Below are 17709 nucleotides of genomic sequence, written 5' to 3'. Positions count from 1 at the left end.
CTGCAATGAGCAGATTTATTATTGAGTTTGAAGACAGACTTGTGAAACATATTAACTAAAACTGCAGTTACACAGAACCTGTTACACCCTCGACGATGTAAAACATAATGCTCAAACATCGTCAAAGTATCATTTCCTCAATTTAAGTTATTCCCAACCGACTAGAGTTACTTACCCCTAATTCAATTAAACATATTGAAAGCTCTGCAAAATAAAATCGCACCTTTAACTTGATATTCCCCAGCCTTAAAAGACGTAAAAGGTGTATTACCGGAAAAATGATGCTGTTTAAAAAACACATTATCGACATGAACACATGACTCTGTATAGTCCGCCGTTTTTACAGCACCCATCCCCACATTTATAACGACAAAAACGAATCCCAGCGCAACAATAGCAATGATACAAACATTCAATATTTTCATGATTCCCTTCTTTATAAAGTCCCTACAATCATACTCATAATATTGTTTAATGTTATAAAGTTAACTGCTGTTTAAATTTTGCAGGGAGTGTACTGTATCGCTTATATTTCGTCCACCCGCTCAAGCAACAGTTCACCCCAAGCGATGCGTTCGAGCTTATACTTGAGTCTCATCATGAGTATAGGGTTGCAACGCAGGGATCATAAAGCCAGCATAGAGGCAGGATAGTTTTTTAGTGCGATCCTTAAGTTCTGAAACGTTTAAATCTCTACCGTTTAAATCTAACTTCATGCAGTATCAATCCTTTAGTAGTTTGTCTATGCTAAGCCAATCTCAGTTAATAGGTTAACACTCATGTATAAAACCCTGCGAATCTACGCCTCGATTGCGTTCTTAATGTTTTCTATCCCAGCTCTAGCTGAAGAAGTAACAAGAGTTACCTTAGAAAATGGCGCCACGGTTAAACTAAACGACGACTTTACTTGGGAATATGTCATTCTTGAGAGTCAAACAAAGCCTGATACCGCAGTGCCTGTCACTCTACCAGCAACTGTCGGCGCTGCAGCGATTGCAGACAGTACAGCGGTTGCAAAAAGTGCAGCAGTAGCAGGAAGCGCAACCGCAGTAGAAAATACAACTGCCACAAAGAATGCAACGCGAGCAACAACGGCAGCTGTACCAACAACACTACCGGCTAACACAGAAACACTGACATCAAATGCTATTGCACAATCTGAACTATTAAAATCAACTGCTAAAAGCGGCGTAAAAGTCAGCTTGTTAAACAGCCAATGGGATGACGATGGTCGTCTTGGACTCACATTCGATCTGAGCAGTAACAGCCCTGAGCACTATGTAATGATTCAGTTAGAGATCAGCCTATTCGCCGATTCAGGTGCATTAATCAAAAAAGAAACCGTCAAGGTATGGCAGGCTATTTTCAGAATGCCAGATACTTATCTTCGCAAAGGACAGACTCGCGATAGCCGCGTATTCTGGGTAGAGGGCATCGACAAAGCTCAGTGGAGCAAGCAGCTGATGAGTTTAAAAATCGGTGAGATGGATTCACGCATGTAAGCAATAGCGAAATGAATACCTAAGCGCACAATCGAAGCCTGCGGTGCTCTACCAACGCAGGCTTTTTGCTTTATCCCGCCCGCCCAGCTGCGATAATACTATTCTAAGTTTTCCACAAATCTATTTACAACAACAGAAATAAAACCATTAAATAATACTATCCGCACTAACAAGTATAAAAAGCACACCTAAACCAAGTTAACTTAATTCAAAATAATTATATTTTCAGGACGTTCAAAAAGTATTTATTAAACCAATAAAAACTATTTCATTAAATTTATCAAAAAAACAAAAAACAAAATAAAACACCACTCAAGCGCTTACACAAGTAAGCACACCAGTCACTAGCTAGCTACACACTCAAAATATTAGACAGCTTATTACACACCGAGATTAATCTTTAATATAAATAAAAAATAATTTTTTACTCTTTTTCGCTAGCGACAGATCTAACTTTAAAATGGCGAAAAAAACGTCTCAGCTCTACTTCACTAAGTGACAGCCAAAAAAAGGGCCCTTAGGCCCTTTTTGCAACGACTAACTGGATCTACAACCTATAGGCTTGGCAAAATACCGGCTGGCAAGTAAGCATTGTAGCTAGCGGTGATCAGTAGATCGGTGGCCGCTTCGATATCTGGGCCGAAGAAACGGTCCTTATCGTAGTAAGTCACCAGCTCACGTAACTCTGCTTTGGCTTTAGCCACGGCGAGCGCTGGTTGCAGTGGACGACGGAAATCTAAACCCTGCGCTGCAGCAAGCAGTTCAACCGCCAATACACCACGAGTGTTTTCTGACATGTCGCGTAGTCGGCGCGCCGCAAAGGTTGCCATCGACACGTGATCTTCTTGGTTCGCCGATGTCGGTAAGCTGTCTACTGACGCAGGGTGCGCGTAAGTTTTGTTCTCTGATGCCAATGCAGCAGCCGTTACCTGCGCAATCATAAAGCCTGAGTTAACCCCGCCGTTTTCAACCAAAAATGGAGGCAGTTTCGACAGATTAGAGTCAATCAACAACGCGATACGACGCTCGGCGATAGAGCCAAGCTCAGCAATCGCAATCGCTAAGTTGTCCGCTGCCATAGCAACAGGCTCAGCGTGGAAGTTACCACCCGAGATAATATCGCCAGTGTCTTGGAACACCAGTGGGTTGTCGGTAACGCCGTTAGCTTCTGTGCCAAGTACATCTGCCGCGTGGCGAATTTGAGTTAAACATGCGCCAAGCACCTGTGGCTGACAACGCAGTGAGTAAGGATCTTGTACCTTTTCACAGTTAACGTGATCTAGGCTGATCTCAGACTCATCACCGAGCAGATGACGGAACACAGCCGCCGAATCAATCTGACCTTTTTGACCACGAGCAGCGTGAATACGTGCATCAAACGGGCTACGACTGCCCATGGCCGCTTCAACGCTCATGGCACCAATCACTGAGCTTGCAGCAAACAGATCTTCTGCGTTAAACAGACCTTCAAGTGCTAATGCCGTTGAAGCTTGAGTACCGTTAAGCAGTGCTAACCCTTCTTTAGCCGCCAGTTCAAGTGGTTTAAGCCCGGCGATTTCAAGACCCTGCGCGGCGCTAATTAGCTGACCTTTATAACTCACTTCGCCTTCTGCAAGCAGTGGCAAACACATGTGTGATAGCGGCGCTAAGTCACCCGATGCACCGACAGAACCTTTCTCTGGCACACAGGGATAAACTTCAGCATTCACCAGTGCGATCAGGAAGTTAATCACCTCTAAACGAATCCCAGAAAAACCACGGCTCAGTGAGTTGATCTTCAATACCATCATCAAGCGCACAGTCGCATCGCTCATAGGTTTGCCGGTACCTGCAGCGTGAGACAGCACAATAGAGCGCTGTAGCAGTTGCAGGTCGTCAGCAGCAATCTTGGTGTTTGCCAACAAGCCAAAGCCGGTGTTAATACCGTAAACTGTGCGGCCTTCATCCAATACTTGCTGTACTAGCCCTGCACTGGTGTTGATATCGGCGATAGCACTTTGTGCTAGCTCTAATGTTACCTTGCCACGACTGATCTCACGGATTTGCGATAGGGTTAACGTACCCGGAGTTAATACTAAATGACTCATGTTAATGCCTCTTATTCTTATACTGCTCGTTCGAGCTGGCTTATAGCATTGGCAGGTCTAAGCCCTGCTCTTTTGCACATTTTTTAGCGATATCGTAACCCGCATCGGCGTGACGCATCACCCCTGTTGCTGGGTCATTCCACAGTACGCGACCTAAGCGCGCCGCAGCGTCATCACTGCCATCTGCCACAATCACCACACCTGAGTGCTGGCTAAAGCCCATACCAACACCACCGCCGTGATGCAAGGATACCCAAGTGGCACCGCTTGCCGTGTTCAGTAGTGCGTTCATTAATGGCCAATCCGATACCGCATCAGAACCATCGAGCATAGATTCTGTTTCGCGGTTAGGGCTAGCAACAGAGCCGGAATCTAAATGGTCGCGACCTATCACAATTGGCGCAGACAGCTCGCCATTTTTTACCATTTCGTTAAAGGCGAGTGCCAAACGAGCACGATCTTTTAAGCCTACCCAGCAGATGCGTGACGGCAGACCTTGGAAAGCGATACGCTCGCGCGCCATATCTAACCAGTTGTGTAGATGTGGATTATCAGGAATAAGCTCTTTTACTTTAGCGTCAGTTTTATAGATATCTTCTGGGTCGCCAGACAGTGCCACCCAGCGGAATGGGCCTATGCCTTCACAGAACAGTGGGCGTACATAAGCTGGCACAAAACCGGGAAAATCGAATGCGTTTTCAACGCCTTCTTCAAATGCCATTTGGCGGATGTTGTTACCGTAATCGGTGGTCGCTGCGCCCGCCGCTTGTAGCGCTAGCATGGCTTTTACTTGCACTGCCATTGACTGCTTGGCCGCTTTAACCACTGCCGCTTCGTCAGTTTTACGCATTTCAATCGCTTGCTCTAGCGTCCAGCCTTGTGGCAGGTAACCATTTAGCGGATCATGCGCCGAGGTTTGGTCAGTCACTACATCAGGGGTAATACCGCGTTTAACCAGTTCGGCAAATACGTCAGCTGCGTTACCAAGCAGACCAACCGAAACGGGCTTGCCATTAGCATTAGCTTCATCAATCATCGCTAAGGCTTGATCAAGGCTAGTGGCTTTTTTGTCGACGTACTTTGTTCGTAGACGGAAATCGATGCGGGTTTCATCCACTTCACAGGTCAATACAGAGTAACCCGCCATAGTGCCCGCTAGAGGCTGCGCGCCGCCCATGCCACCTAGGCCACCGGTTAAGATCCACTTGCCTGCAGACGAACCATTAAAGTGTTGCTTAGCCATAGCAACGAACGTTTCGTATGTGCCTTGGACAATGCCTTGTGAGCCGATATAAATCCACGACCCCGCTGTCATCTGGCCATACATGGCCAGCCCTTTTTTATCTAACTCGTTAAAGTGTTCCCAGTTTGCCCAATGTGGCACTAGGTTAGAGTTAGCGATGATCACCCGTGGTGCGTTGCTGTGGGTTTTGAATACGCCAACTGGCTTACCCGACTGCACCATTAAGGTTTCGTCTTCTTCAAGGCGCTGCAGTACTTCAACGATTTTGTCGTAACACTCCCAGTCACGTGCCGCACGGCCAATACCGCCATAAACCACTAAGTCTTCAGGACGCTCAGCCACATCGGGGTGCAGGTTGTTCATCAACATTCGCATAGGTGCTTCAGTCAGCCAGCTCTTACAGCTGAGTGTTGTTCCTGTCGGCGCTATAATGCGGCGGCTCGGATCATGTCTCTTATCCATCGGTACTACCTCGTTCAATTTGTTTTTATGTTTTTCTTATCAGCTTATTTTTAAGCTTTATATTTACTGTCTTACTGTCAATTCTTTGGTAAATCATTAGTGAATCATTGCTAAAGCGTTTTGTTGATCGCTTTTACTTACATAGCGGCAGCCCACTGCGTCTTTACTCCCCAGCGTCTTTAACTAAAGGTCAGGTGGCCACCTAATTTAAATCGACTGCCGGGATGCACTAAGCGCGCAAAACTCACCACACCTTGGCGTGACCAAGTTCGGCGAGTAATCTGTAAACACGGCTCTGTGGCGGCAATTTGTAACAGGGCTAACTGCGCAATATCGGCCATTTTGGCCTCGATAGTGTGCTTAGCTTCGGTTAACGGTGCCACCATAGATAAATATTCATGGGGAGTTTGCAGCGTAAAATCTTGCGCTAAATACTCGGGTACCAGTTTAGGGTTAACAAAGCGCTCTTCTAGCTGCAGCGGTGTACCTTGCTCGCAGTGGACTAATACCGACTGATAAACCGCGCTGCCCTCTTCTAGCCCCAGCGCAATCGCAATCGCGCCCATTGCCGTGGTTTGAGTCAGCAGAACTTGTTGCACACTATAACCGTGACCACGGTCTTTTATCTCGTCGGCAATATTGCGGATCGCCATCATCGAAGACTGCGTTTTTAGGCCTGCAACGAAAGTGCCTAAGCCTTGAGAGCGCTCTAATACGCCCGATTCAGTTAACTCAGTAACGGCGCGCCGCGCCGTCATGCGGCTGCAATTAAACAACTCGGCCAATTGATTTTCAGATGGCACACGGCTGTCTTCAGCCCATTCGCCAGACTCAATTTGCGCTAAAATATATTGTTTAATCTCTTCAAACTTTGGCGTTGCCATTAACTATCCCGTTGCTATTAAAATTGCTGCCCGCTATTTACATGCTCAAAAACTCGGCTACAATCCTAGCTTGTATATACAAGTAAATACAAGCTAGCTCACAAATTAATTTTAGTGCTGATATTTGGTGTTAGTATTCAAGTGCCACAAAAAACAACCTTAAAGAGAACTGCATCATGTCATGGGATCAAGTCTGGATAGATATCAACATCGCTACAATGTCGCCAAATATTTCAGCGCCTTACGGTGCTATTACTGATGCAGCGCTTGCTGTACAGGACGGCAAAATAGCTTGGGTTGGTAAGCGTAGCGAACTGCCTGAATTTGATGTATTCGCCACGCCAATTTACAAAGGTAAAGGTGGCTGGATCACCCCTGGATTAATCGATGCCCACACCCATTTAATATTTGCAGGCAACCGCGCTAATGAATTTGAACTACGTCTACAAGGCGCGAGTTACGAAGAGATCGCCCGCAGCGGCGGTGGCATCATTTCAACCGTCAAAGCCTGCCGCGAAGCCGATGAAGCCGAACTATTTGAGCTGGGTCGCCAGCGCCTAAACGCACTCGCTAAAGAGGGAGTGACCACAGTAGAAATCAAGTCAGGTTATGGCCTAGATATCGAAACCGAGCTTAAAATTCTACGCGTCGCCCGCGAACTGGGTAAGCATCATCATGTAGACGTTAAAACCACCTTTTTAGGCGCACACGCTATTCCACCAGAATACAAAGACGCTCCCGGTAGTACAGAAAGGAGTGATGCCTATGTGGATCTGGTGATCAACGAAATGTTACCGCGCGTGATTGCAGAAAACCTTGCCGATGCTGTCGATGTGTTTTGCGAGAATATCGCCTTCAATTTAGAACAAACCGAACGCGTACTCACCGCCGCAAAAGATGCTGGACTGGATATCAAATTGCACGCAGAGCAGCTTTCTAATATGGGCGGTTCTGCCTTAGCAGCCAAGCTTGGCGCTAAATCGGTAGATCACATCGAATATCTTGATGAAGACGGCGTAAAAGCATTAAGCGAAAGCGGTACCTGCGCCACAATTCTTCCCGGCGCATTTTACTTTTTACGTGAAACCCAACACCCGCCAATCGATTTGCTGCGCAAATACAAGGTGCCTATGGTGGTCGCCAGCGACTATAACCCGGGCTCATCACCAATATGCTCCAGCTTATTGATGCTCAATATGGCCTGTACGTTACTGCGTTTAACGCCAGAGGAAGCTTTAGCAGGCATGACCCGCAACGCCGCCAAGGCGTTGGGCATTGATGACCATGTGGGCGTAATAGAAGTCGGCATGACCGCCGATTTCTGTATGTGGAATATCAGTACCCCAGCGGAGCTAGCGTACACCTATGGTGTGGCATCGTGTGTGGATGTGGTGAAGAATGGTCACCTAGTACACCAATGATATGTAATGCCTGAGCGATGAGGCATGTTCATCGTTTTGGTGGTTTGAGTGTGCCACCATTTGGCTATGGTGGCTTCTGCCTTTTTCGGCCTGTTGGCTAAAATATTTCGAATTACCTCAGAGGTAACTGTCTGCATCTGATGCAGCTAATGACCTGCGGTCGGCATATGTATTCCAGCCATTTTCCTGTCTGATGATACTGGCACTCCCAATATAGTTTCTCAGTTGCTGTTCGCATCTGATGCAACTAATTGCCTGCAGCAGGCGTATGTGCAGATACTGCCGTGACACGCTGTGAATCCATCCCTGGAAGCTCGGCCATGACAAACAACATCCCTGTTTAAAGGCCAGTTCGGCATCCTGCCTCTCGTTCGAGAGCTTGATAACTCCGTTATCTCTCACCAGATCATGGACGGTCACGGCCGTATCTGCACCGGATTAGAAAAGCACTATCTCTAGGTTTCTGTGTTCACAGATACAAGCTACAGAACTAAAATTAGCCACTGAATTTACAGGAAACTCCAATTCCCCATCGGAGTTGCCGAAGTGCGTTGGAATCAATCACGTGATGCCGACAGGGATGTCGGCATAGCTTTCGCGGGGCAGGATGCCCCATCGGAAGCGTTAGTGATTTATCCATAAGCATGAGGATCAACAACTTCGTCGGGGCGGCAGGGGTGATCCAAGAGGGGATTGCTGTTGATCCCCTCTTGGCCGTGTGTGAGCTGGAAGCTCACGACTTTAGTTGTTAGACGAAGTCTAACTTAGAGGTCAGGCGAAGCCTGATGCTCTATAAAATGGGCGTATAGCCCATAAATTGTTATCAAACGAAGTTTGATCGATTTAAAAAATCGAAATCCAAATGACACAAAAAACAACCAAAGTTTGAAAAATCAGACCTCAACTATGAGGGTTATAGTCAATCATTGTATAATCACCCCACAAAAACTCTAACCCACTGATAAATGTCTAAATACCTATCACAGCTACTTATACTCGTGTTCAGCGTAATCGCTATCGCCATAGCGAATCACGCTAGCGCTAACAGTAGCAAATTAGACTTGAGCGACTACGATGCCGATGTCGCGGCATTGCTACAGGAGTATCAGGGGCAAGATGCTAACTCGCGGCCAATCGTACCGTCTGTGTTGGTGTTTAATGAGAGCGAACAAGCCTCAACCTACGTCGACTTTAAACGTGGTTTAATCTTGGTCGAAACCAGCAGTAAAGCGCAGCTAAAAGAAGCTGTGGTACAGGTGCTGCTGACCCAAATAGACCCTAAGGTTATCGATGCGCAAACCGCACAAGACTTTGGTTTAATCGGTAAAAAGAAAAAGCCCTTCTTTTGGGGGCAAGTACTCGACCAAGAAGGTAAAGCGATTGAGTTTCAATGGCGGGCATCGCGTTACGCCGACCACCTAGTCGCTAAAAGTAAACGGGTTAACTCGCGCTTTAGAGTCGCGATTCACATGGTGAAAGAACACACCACCATCGCCGGTAACAAGTACATCAACTATGCCCGCAGTGCGAGCCGTAAACACGGCATTAGCACAGATCTAATCATGGCAATTATTGAAACCGAAAGCTCGTTTAACCCATTGGCCCGTTCGCGCTCTAATGCACTTGGGTTAATGCAAATTAAAGCCAATACCGCTGGTCGCGACTACTTCAGCTTAATCCAGGGCTATAAACATACTCCGTCATCGGCTTACCTTTATGATCCGGCCAAAAACATTGAGGTCGGTACGGGCTATTTAAAGATACTTTCAAGCCGTTACCTTAAGGGGATTACACATCCTAAGAAACGTGAATATGCGGTGATCTCAAGCTACAACGGCGGCGCGGGTAATCTGTGGAAAAGCCTCGACTCTAGGGGGAATCGCACCAAGGCCTTGGCGCGGATTAATAAGATGACGGTCAGTGAGTTTTATTGGTTTTTAACCCACCGCCATAACCGTGAAGAGACCCGAAACTACCTGAAAAAAGTCAGCAGTAAGCAGAAGAAATATCTTTAATTCATAGACTGTAATTTAACACTTACAGCCGCCCCTTTATCTCCCACTTTACAGACAAAACGATAGCCCATTGGCTATCGTTTTAGCGTGCAATCAGGCGAGCGATTAAAACTTACTTTGCTGTTTATACTTAGCCAGCTGTTTAGCGTACTTGTTCTGATAAAAAGGATGATCGGTAATATCCAATGCTAAGGCCTGATATTTTATCGCCTGCTCTATCTCTCCTAGCTTGGCATAAGCGCCTGCAATGGCATCATAAGCAGTATATGCTTCTGGTGAGTCAGTAATCGCTACCTTATACACCTCAATCGCCTTGCTTGGTTCGGCCTCAAGGTAGCTGTCACCCAGCTGTATTAATGAGCTGGTTGCTGGCACTTTAAAACCATACTTTTGTTCAGTTAAAAACTGATAATGTGCCAAAATAGCCTTTGCACCTTGCTTTGAAATCTCTGAATCTGCCGCCAACACTTGATGGTAATCATCGAATAACTGCTCAATAGCAAAGGCTGTAGCGAGCACAGGTTGCGTCATGTAGTAACTGCCATCAAAACGCTTTATACGGTAATCCAACGTGCTATTCGCATGCGCTTTAATAATGGCTTCCATCTCTGCAAATGACGCAAGCTGCCTCTGTTCAAAGTTACTGTCACTGGTGCTCATAAACAAAAATCGTGGCTTACCTTGCATATCAGCAAGCTTTTTCGGCGCATCTTTAATGACATAGGCAAAATCTTTACTTAGCACAGGGCTTGCTACAAAGTAGGCATTAAACAAGCTGGGGCGATTGATTAATGTGTATAACCCTAGTCCTGCATTGCCGGTAAAACCATTTAAAATGCGAAAACCATTAGTGCGGTATTGCTTGTCGATTGCGGGCAGTAGATCTTGCTCAATATAATCGAGCAGTTTTTGATTGCCCCGCTCCTCTATCGCTAGCCCTTTTAACTCACCTAAGCCCTGATGACCGTCTGGCGCAGTCACAATAATAGTCTCTAACCAGGGCCATTCACCGTTGTGGCTCATCCAGTCATGCATGCCCGCGAGCAAGGCCTGACTTCGTGGTTGAAAATCAACTAACACCACATATTCTTTATCTGGCTTAGTACCGTAGCTAGAAGGAAGGGTCACTATAAACTCAGCCGGTTCGATAAGTGTGGAAGTTACTGTTAGCGGCTCCACTACGCTGGCACTAGCGTTAACATTGGCACTCAAAAAGAGCCAAACTAAACAGGTTATAACAAGTATTCTAGTCATTTTCTTTCCCTGAAATGTCGCTATTTAAGTCAGGCTGTTGCAGCTAACTAATTAAGTGAATGGTTAAGTTAACAGCAGAACATTAAATCAACAACCGTTCTGCCGTTAGATAATCATCATAGCGAGTCACAAGTTTATTATGTGCTAATCAATATCTCGGCTTCATTGGCCAATATGGCAGCGAAATCGTCATCAATCATAAGAAACGGTAAATTTAGTACAAACTGAGACCCGATTACACTAGCCAAAAAGTGCAAATCAGCTTAGGATCTGAGCAATAAATCGATCTCAAATACAAGTCATCCACATTGCGGAGTAACCAAACATTATGGGTATCAGAGCCATCGTTGTAGATACAGCCGGTACGACTACCGACCTTACCTTTATTGAGGATGTACTTTTTCCTTATTCAGCGAAGGTATTACCCGCTTTTCTGGAAGAGAATCAAAATAATGTACTCGTAGATAATTGCATTTGCGATGTGCAAGATATCGCACTTGAGCCTAATGCAAGCCTTGCTCGCGTCACTGAAATTTTACTGCAGTGGATTGAAGAAGATCGTAAGGCTACGCCACTGAAAACTATCCAAGGTTTGATCTGGAAGCAGGGCTATGCCAATGGTGAGTTTAAAGGGCACATCTTCCCTGATTTTATCGAAGCATTAGATGGCTACAAGCAACAAGGTTTACGTGTTTACAGCTTCTCTTCTGGCTCGGTTGAAGCGCAAAAACTATTATTTAGCCACAGCGATGCGGGCGATCTAAACGATAAGTTTAACGGTCACTTCGACACACGCACAGGTAACAAGCGCTTCAAGCAAGCGTATTGCAATATCGTCAACACGATTAGCCTAAGCCCGAAGCAGATTTTGTTTGTATCTGACGTGCTTGAAGAGCTAAAAGCCGCTAGTGAAGCAGGCTTAAAAGTCGTGCAGATGGTACGCGATGATAGCCAACGCACTGGTGACTTTAGAACCATTACTAGCTTTAGCGAACTGAAAATCGACTAAACTAGAGCACATTAAAAAAGGGCCTTTATGGCCCTTTTTTGTTACTTTTTATGGTCAACTTACCACTGGAAAGGCGGGTGAAATACACTTTTTCACTTCAAACCTAAAGCCATCCAGTTGCGCCTTATCTCGATAAACCTCCATGATCTCATAATCGTTTAGCTCAACCACTCTTGAATCAACATCCTTTTGACACCTAGATTTACTGTCAGCTTCAAACTCAAATGCAAAGAGTGCAATCATCTGTCGCACAAATGCTTGGTACTCATAACGTGTCTGCAAATACTCATCTGTCATACCCTTTAGCTCTGCATCTTCGGCACTTATAGTGGTTGCAGTCGGTACCAAGCCAACAGTGATATCACGAGTAATAGTTTGTTGTAACTGCTCTGCTTCAAGCTCTGGCAATACATATAAAACAAGGTGAGCAAGCAAGCCTGTTGCCAACATTAAACGCAATAGCCAAGTGAGTTTTTGAAAATGCACATTTTGGGTCAACTTAGGCAGTTTTATGCCTAATGGCGCGAGCATTAAAGCAAGCATTAAATAGAAAGGTACCAACAACTGCGCGGCGAGAATAACCAGGGCGGTGATAAACACAAACCATACTGGGATATAAAGCAAAATCGCTAAATTGTGAGTATAAGCAACATGCGCGGCAGACACCCCAATCACATCATTGACGACTCCGCCGGCCCAACTCAAAGCAAAGTTAGCCACCACGGCATAAAACAACAACAGCACTGCTTTACCAACTAAGCTATGCCAAATTCGCTCAAAAATAGGTAACAGCTCTATCGTTAACGCCAACACAGTTAACACAGCAACCCAACTAAATGAGTCCGCAAAAATAGCAATTAATCCCGCTAACACATATAGGTATTGCGCGAAAGTCAGTACTGATAGCTTTTGCCCTAAGCCTGAAATTCGCTTTTGGTAGAATCCCTTAACCGAAGACAATATGATTTGAAAAGCTGCGGGCATTGTTATTATTTTTGTTGCCGTCAAAAAACTGGCCCCATTCATTATTAATTGCACAAGAAGCGTATACCATAAACGCTTGGCAACAATTTACCAACATTTTCTATTACTATACACAAGCCACCTGAAGATGCAGGGTTCAGTGGGAATTTAATGCGCTTTAAGCAAGGCGTTGATTGCAGTTAATGGTTGTTCCCTTAGCAAGATCAATAACGCAGCAGAAAGTGCATTAAACCCCATCGAAGAAGGCTTTGCGCAAGCCCACTTCGTTGTTGCACTAGCTTAAAAGGGAGTTACCATTCCTACGCTAATACGCCTAGAATTGAACTCGCGCAAGGCCTCTGAAATGAGCATGTTCAAGTCGTTTGGGTATATAAGTAAACACGCTTAGTATTTGCCGACTTTCAAGTGCATTATTTTGCTAAATAGCGGCTTTTTAACCTATCCCAATTATCACTTTGACGAGCGTACTCCTCTTCACACATCACCGCTCTGTCTATGCCTTGTTCAGAGCCTGCCAGCAGACTTGCATATTTCTCAGGATTGCGACCATAAATTAGGCATACGCTTGCATGGTATCGCTGTGCATCTAGGCTATGTTCATCACTAAAATCACCATCTGCCAGCTCATCAATGCCTTCATCTTCGAGCGCAAATAGGTCAGCTGCACTTAACGCAATTTCTGCGCCCTGTTCAAAAGCATTGATAAGTAATAATGTCGCCAAGGTATCCACCGCATCTTCTTCCCGCCCAAGTACGATTACATCATTAGCGTAAATATAGGCGTGGCCATACTCGTGACCTAATGTATGGAGCAGAGCATCTTGAGTGGCGGTTTTTGGGCTTACTCCCGTTTGCTGATATTCATCTTTGGTAAAGCGATTAAGCACCTCAGTGACGAAGTGATAAGGGATTTCTATTTGCATTGTCTCAGGGTCAAACAATGGTCCATCTTGCGAACCAAACACCACGGTTAATTTGTGCTGCATGGGTAAAGTTAAGTACAGCTGTTGCAACTGCGGCTCAATACTTTTAAGCAATCGATATCCCCTAAGCTCTTGTCGAGTTTCAGCCTCAATAAATTGATTTACTACCGCCGCCTGACTCAGTTGCCCAAAGCTGAGCAGTAACGCGATTGCTAACCATTTAGTCATTCTTTGCATATACCCCCACTTATACTAGTTAGCATTATCCATTGCCTTGTTGCCTGATAAACATGCTGTTATGCTGGTCAAAAGTTAAACGCCCGTTTAAATATTGATACGAATCAACTAGAGAGCATTATGGATAATTTTCTTAAGCAATATCCCATCAACACCCAAATTGTAGTCGCTTGGGGCGAAATGGATGCCTTGCAACACGTTAATAATGTGGTGTATTTCCGCTATTTTGAGACAGCTAGAATCGACTTTTTCAATCAAATTAACTTATTGGAAGAGTTACAAACAACAGCAGTTGGCCCTGTGATTAGCGAAAACCAAGCGCGCTATAAGCGTCCGGTCACCTTTCCTGATACCTTAACGGTTGGTGTTAGCATTAGTGATATTAAAGATGACCGATTCATGATGCACTACAGTGTATATAGCCTGAGCCAAAAAGCCGTCACCACACTTGGCTCATCGCAGGTGGTGATGTTTAACTTTAAAACAGGCCAAAAAGCCAAACTCACGCCAGAGTTAATCGATGCCTTAAAAACCTATGAACAGGCAGCATAATATTTAAGTTTTCGTGTTTAAATTTTAGTGTTTAACTTTAGTATCTAGCGCTGTTACTAAAGCACGTATCAGTAAAAAATGGATGGGAGCCTTTATGAGTGAAGTCGTTCACCTAGTAGATGAAAGTCGATTCGTTATTAACCTAGACGGGGCGCAAGCCGTATTAGCTTATGAGCTGTTTGATAATAGCAGCGCTGACTCACCGGCTCGCCGCTGTAATTTCAACAACACCTACGTGCCGCCGGAGCTGCGTGGCAAAGGCTTAGCTGAAAAACTGGTGCGTAATGGCCTAAGATGGGCCAAATCGCAAGGTTTTGAAATTGAAGCGAGCTGCTGGTACGTGCAGAAGTTTTTGAGCAAAAAATAACAACGTACTCAAACTCAAGGCTCATTTTCACGAGCCCATACTCATTACACTACTCGCCTGTCAGCAACGCTAACTGCTCTCGAATATCAGCACTTAGAGGCTGGCTTTTCTCGCTCGTATAGTCGTAATGCACCATGGTCGTTTGCGCTTCCGCGGTCTTTTTGCCGTTCTGCCAACAGCTTTGGGTTAACTCAAAACTGCTATTTCCGATACGGCTCACCCAGGTTTTTACCGTTACGTCGCTGGCAAAGTAGGTTGGCGCATTAAAGCCGATGGTAAAGCCCGCGACAATCAAGTTCCACTTAGACAAGTCTTGTGTTGGGTTGAAAATTTTGAAAATAGGCTCACGCGCCGCCTCAAACCACACCGGTATAACGGTATTGTTGATATGCCCTAAGGCGTCAGTTTCACAAAATCTTGGTTGTAGTGTCAGGCTAAATGCAGTCTCTTGCACGCTGGTATTCCTTGTTGTTATTGTTATTGCTGAGATCATTATTAGAGTTTTATCGGCTCCATTCTACCGATAAATAGCAGGCTTAAAAGGGCCGCAACGCAATTGCGGTTAACTGCGCTGGAATTAAAGATTTGCATGTGGAAATACCAATAAATGAATGCAACATTTATGGCCAGACACAAATACCAACACTATCCGTCCATGGGTGTTGGCATAAATGTTCCAGACATAAATACCAACACTATCCGTCCATGGGTGTTGGCATAAATGTTCCAGACATAAAAAAGGCACGCTAATGCGTGCCTTTTCACTTAATGACGATGACTTAAGCCCGTATTAACGGCTGTACATCTTGTCGATTTCACGTGCGTATTTGTGATAAATCACTTTACGACGTAGCTTCATGGTAGGGGTAATTAAGCCCGCTTCCATCGAGAATGCATCGGGTAACAAGGTAAACTTCTTAATCTTTTCAAAGCCAGCTAGCTCGCTTTGTAATGTCTTAAGACGCTGCTCAAAATGCTCAACCACGTGACTATGACGCAATAGATCCAGCTGCGACTCGTAATTTACGCCTTTCTCTTTTGCCCAAGCCTCTAACGACTCAAATGCTGGCACAATTAACGCGGTTACGTAGTTGCGCGCATCGGCAACAATCGCTACCTGCTCGATGAATGGGCAACAACCTACTTTGCCTTCAACACGTTGCGGCGCAATATACTTACCGTTTGAAGTTTTCATGAGCTCTTTAATGCGGTCAGTGATAAACAAGTTACCGTTTTCATCGATACGACCCGCATCACCAGTTTTCAACCAGCCATCTTCAAATGTTTCGGCTGTTTCTTCTGGACGGTTGTAGTAACCACGCATCACAGTGTCGCCGCGTACTAAAATTTCGTTATCTTTACCGAGTTTAATCTCAACTTCTGGCAGTACCTGGCCGTTAGAACCGGGAACGCGGTTAGCCAAGGTATTACAGGTCGCCGTTGCCGTCGTTTCTGTCATGCCGTAACCACATAGCACAGGTACATCGATGCTTTGGAAGAAAGCACTGACGTTTGGATCTAGTGCTGCGCCGCCACAAGGCATAAACTTAAGACGACCACCTAACACCTGCTTTAACTTACTGAAAACCAGCTTATCGGCTAATTTCCATTGCAAGCTTAAGCCCAACGATGCTTTATGGCGACCTTGGCCCACTTCAGACTGTTTATGACCAACAGACATTGCCCAGGTAAACATTTTTTGGCGCATTTCAGGTGCTTTAATCACCTTATCTTGTACGGCGCTATACACTTTTTCTAAGAAGCGCGGCACCACACATAATGTGTGCGGACGAACTTGAACAATCGCCTCTTTTACCGCCATTGGATTCGACAGGTATACGTTACGGCCACCACGACACAATACATAGAAGCTCCAACCGCGCTCAAATACATGGCTAAGCGGTAAGAATGCTAACGACACATCACCAGGAGTAAAAGGTAATAATGTGTCATGCTGACGCACCATAGAGGCAATGTTGCGGTAATCAAGCATTACGCCTTTAGGGTCGCCCGTTGTGCCTGAGGTGTAGATTAACGTCAGTAGATCATCTAAATTCTTGTCGTTCAAACGCTTTTCAAGTTCGGCGTCTGCTGCCACATCAAGTTCACGCGCAAGCAGTTCATCCAAATAAAAATGGTTTTGCTTATCTTGTAACTCAACTGATTGGTCGAAAACCACCACACTTGTCAGGCTATCGCATTGGGCGGCTAGCTCACATGCCATTGCATACTGCGCCGCATCACCCACAAAAATCAGCTTTGCTGCTGCGTCGTTAACAATGTAAGCCGCTTGCTCCATTGTGCTGGTTGGGTAGATAGGCACAACGACAGCTTTGGCTTTGAGTAAGCCCAAATCGGCACAGGTCCACTGCGGGCAGTTCTGCGACAAAATAACTGCGCGGTCATGGGATTCAATACCAAACTGAATTAACACCCGTGCAATTTTAGAGGTGATGGTATCGAATTGAGTCCAACTCACTTGATGCCAAGGCGCCGCAGTTTCGAATCCTTCGAGCGCAATAGCGTCGCCAAGTGATTGGCTCTGTTGCTGTATTAATCGTACTACGTGATATTGCTCGAGCGACATAAAATAACTACCTTTTAGCTTACAAGTGTTCCGCTTTTCGGCAAGTCTACTAGAAGACGCTCTAAACACTAAGAGTTTTTGCTCTATTTTTGTTAACTCAAACACAAAAAAAGACCGTCCTGCGATGTGAGCGGCCTTTATTTAACAGCAAGTCTTTTAAGCTAAGCATCTAAATTAAAACA

The 17709-nt window shown here is 45.3% G+C and carries 16 protein-coding genes; 6 read left to right on the top strand and 10 right to left on the bottom strand.

Annotation, left to right across the window (positions count from 1 at the left end):
* Window positions 1–182: 182 nt before the first annotated feature.
* Both ACVBIO_RS13570 and ACVBIO_RS13565 read right to left on the bottom strand, forming a co-directional pair.
* Window positions 183–425, bottom strand: coding sequence for a hypothetical protein (locus ACVBIO_RS13570; RefSeq protein WP_447170394.1), 243 nt, complete (start codon window positions 423–425; stop codon window positions 183–185).
* Window positions 426–581: 156 nt separating this feature from the next.
* The gene (locus ACVBIO_RS13565) at window positions 582–716 is read right to left on the bottom strand and encodes a hypothetical protein (protein ID WP_447170393.1); all 135 of its coding nucleotides are present in this window, start codon (window positions 714–716) and stop codon (window positions 582–584) included.
* 63 nt (window positions 717–779) lie between these two features.
* On the opposite strand from ACVBIO_RS13565, the gene ACVBIO_RS13560 reads away from it, so the two are divergent.
* On the top strand, window positions 780–1502 hold the full coding sequence (locus ACVBIO_RS13560) for a DUF3157 family protein (RefSeq protein ID WP_447159119.1): 723 nt from the start codon (window positions 780–782) through the stop codon (window positions 1500–1502).
* Window positions 1503–2056: 554 nt separating this feature from the next.
* Here the strand turns inward: ACVBIO_RS13560 and hutH are convergent.
* From hutH to hutC, 3 genes are all read right to left on the bottom strand, one after another.
* Window positions 2057–3589 carry a histidine ammonia-lyase gene (hutH, locus tag ACVBIO_RS13555; protein WP_447172818.1) on the bottom strand — a complete coding sequence of 511 codons (1533 nt, stop codon included), beginning with the start codon at window positions 3587–3589 and terminating at the stop codon, window positions 2057–2059.
* A 40-nt stretch (window positions 3590–3629) separates the two neighbouring features.
* Entirely contained in the window at window positions 3630–5294 is a 1665-nt protein-coding gene (gene hutU / locus ACVBIO_RS13550) for a urocanate hydratase (protein ID WP_447172817.1), read from the bottom strand.
* A 179-nt stretch (window positions 5295–5473) separates the two neighbouring features.
* On the bottom strand, window positions 5474–6178 hold the full coding sequence (hutC, locus tag ACVBIO_RS13545; protein WP_447172816.1) for a histidine utilization repressor: 705 nt from the start codon (window positions 6176–6178) through the stop codon (window positions 5474–5476).
* Between the two features lie 176 nt (window positions 6179–6354).
* Here hutC and hutI point away from each other — a divergent pair, with 176 nt between their 5' ends.
* Entirely contained in the window at window positions 6355–7599 is a 1245-nt protein-coding gene (gene hutI, locus ACVBIO_RS13540) for an imidazolonepropionase (RefSeq protein ID WP_447172815.1), read from the top strand.
* Between the two features lie 998 nt (window positions 7600–8597).
* A complete protein-coding gene (locus ACVBIO_RS13535; RefSeq protein ID WP_447172814.1) occupies window positions 8598–9614 on the top strand; it encodes a murein transglycosylase domain-containing protein in 1017 nt (338 codons plus the stop codon).
* A gap of 105 nt (window positions 9615–9719) precedes the next feature.
* Here ACVBIO_RS13535 and ACVBIO_RS13530 read toward each other — a convergent pair whose 3' ends face one another.
* Window positions 9720–10868 carry an alpha/beta hydrolase-fold protein gene (locus ACVBIO_RS13530; RefSeq protein WP_447172813.1) on the bottom strand — a complete coding sequence of 383 codons (1149 nt, stop codon included), beginning with the start codon at window positions 10866–10868 and terminating at the stop codon, window positions 9720–9722.
* A gap of 328 nt (window positions 10869–11196) precedes the next feature.
* Between ACVBIO_RS13530 and mtnC the strand changes: the two genes are divergently transcribed.
* Window positions 11197–11877: an acireductone synthase gene (gene mtnC, locus ACVBIO_RS13525; protein ID WP_447172812.1), complete on the top strand. Its 681-nt coding sequence runs from the start codon at window positions 11197–11199 to the stop codon at window positions 11875–11877.
* A 54-nt stretch (window positions 11878–11931) separates the two neighbouring features.
* Here mtnC and ACVBIO_RS13520 read toward each other — a convergent pair whose 3' ends face one another.
* Both ACVBIO_RS13520 and ACVBIO_RS13515 read right to left on the bottom strand, forming a co-directional pair.
* Window positions 11932–12861, bottom strand: a complete 930-nt coding sequence (locus ACVBIO_RS13520; protein ID WP_447169946.1) for a hypothetical protein — start codon at window positions 12859–12861, stop codon at window positions 11932–11934.
* Window positions 12862–13271: 410 nt separating this feature from the next.
* Entirely contained in the window at window positions 13272–14021 is a 750-nt protein-coding gene (locus ACVBIO_RS13515) for a DUF4344 domain-containing metallopeptidase (RefSeq protein WP_447172811.1), read from the bottom strand.
* A 120-nt stretch (window positions 14022–14141) separates the two neighbouring features.
* Between ACVBIO_RS13515 and ACVBIO_RS13510 the strand changes: the two genes are divergently transcribed.
* Window positions 14142–14573, top strand: a complete 432-nt coding sequence (locus tag ACVBIO_RS13510; protein WP_447163125.1) for an acyl-CoA thioesterase — start codon at window positions 14142–14144, stop codon at window positions 14571–14573.
* A 94-nt stretch (window positions 14574–14667) separates the two neighbouring features.
* Window positions 14668–14940 carry a GNAT family N-acetyltransferase gene (locus ACVBIO_RS13505; RefSeq protein WP_447159130.1) on the top strand — a complete coding sequence of 91 codons (273 nt, stop codon included), beginning with the start codon at window positions 14668–14670 and terminating at the stop codon, window positions 14938–14940.
* 49 nt (window positions 14941–14989) lie between these two features.
* Here the strand turns inward: ACVBIO_RS13505 and ACVBIO_RS13500 are convergent, their stop codons facing one another.
* On the bottom strand, window positions 14990–15433 hold the full coding sequence (locus ACVBIO_RS13500; RefSeq protein WP_447170474.1) for an acyl-CoA thioesterase: 444 nt from the start codon (window positions 15431–15433) through the stop codon (window positions 14990–14992).
* Between the two features lie 297 nt (window positions 15434–15730).
* On the bottom strand, window positions 15731–17527 hold the full coding sequence (locus tag ACVBIO_RS13495; protein ID WP_447162258.1) for an AMP-dependent synthetase/ligase: 1797 nt from the start codon (window positions 17525–17527) through the stop codon (window positions 15731–15733).
* Window positions 17528–17709 lie beyond the last annotated feature (182 nt).

The sequence above is a fragment of the Shewanella sp. 0m-8 genome, assembly GCF_052977265.1.
The sequence above is the reverse complement of the archived record's forward strand: the minus strand, read 5'-3'. Positions and strand labels throughout refer to the sequence as shown.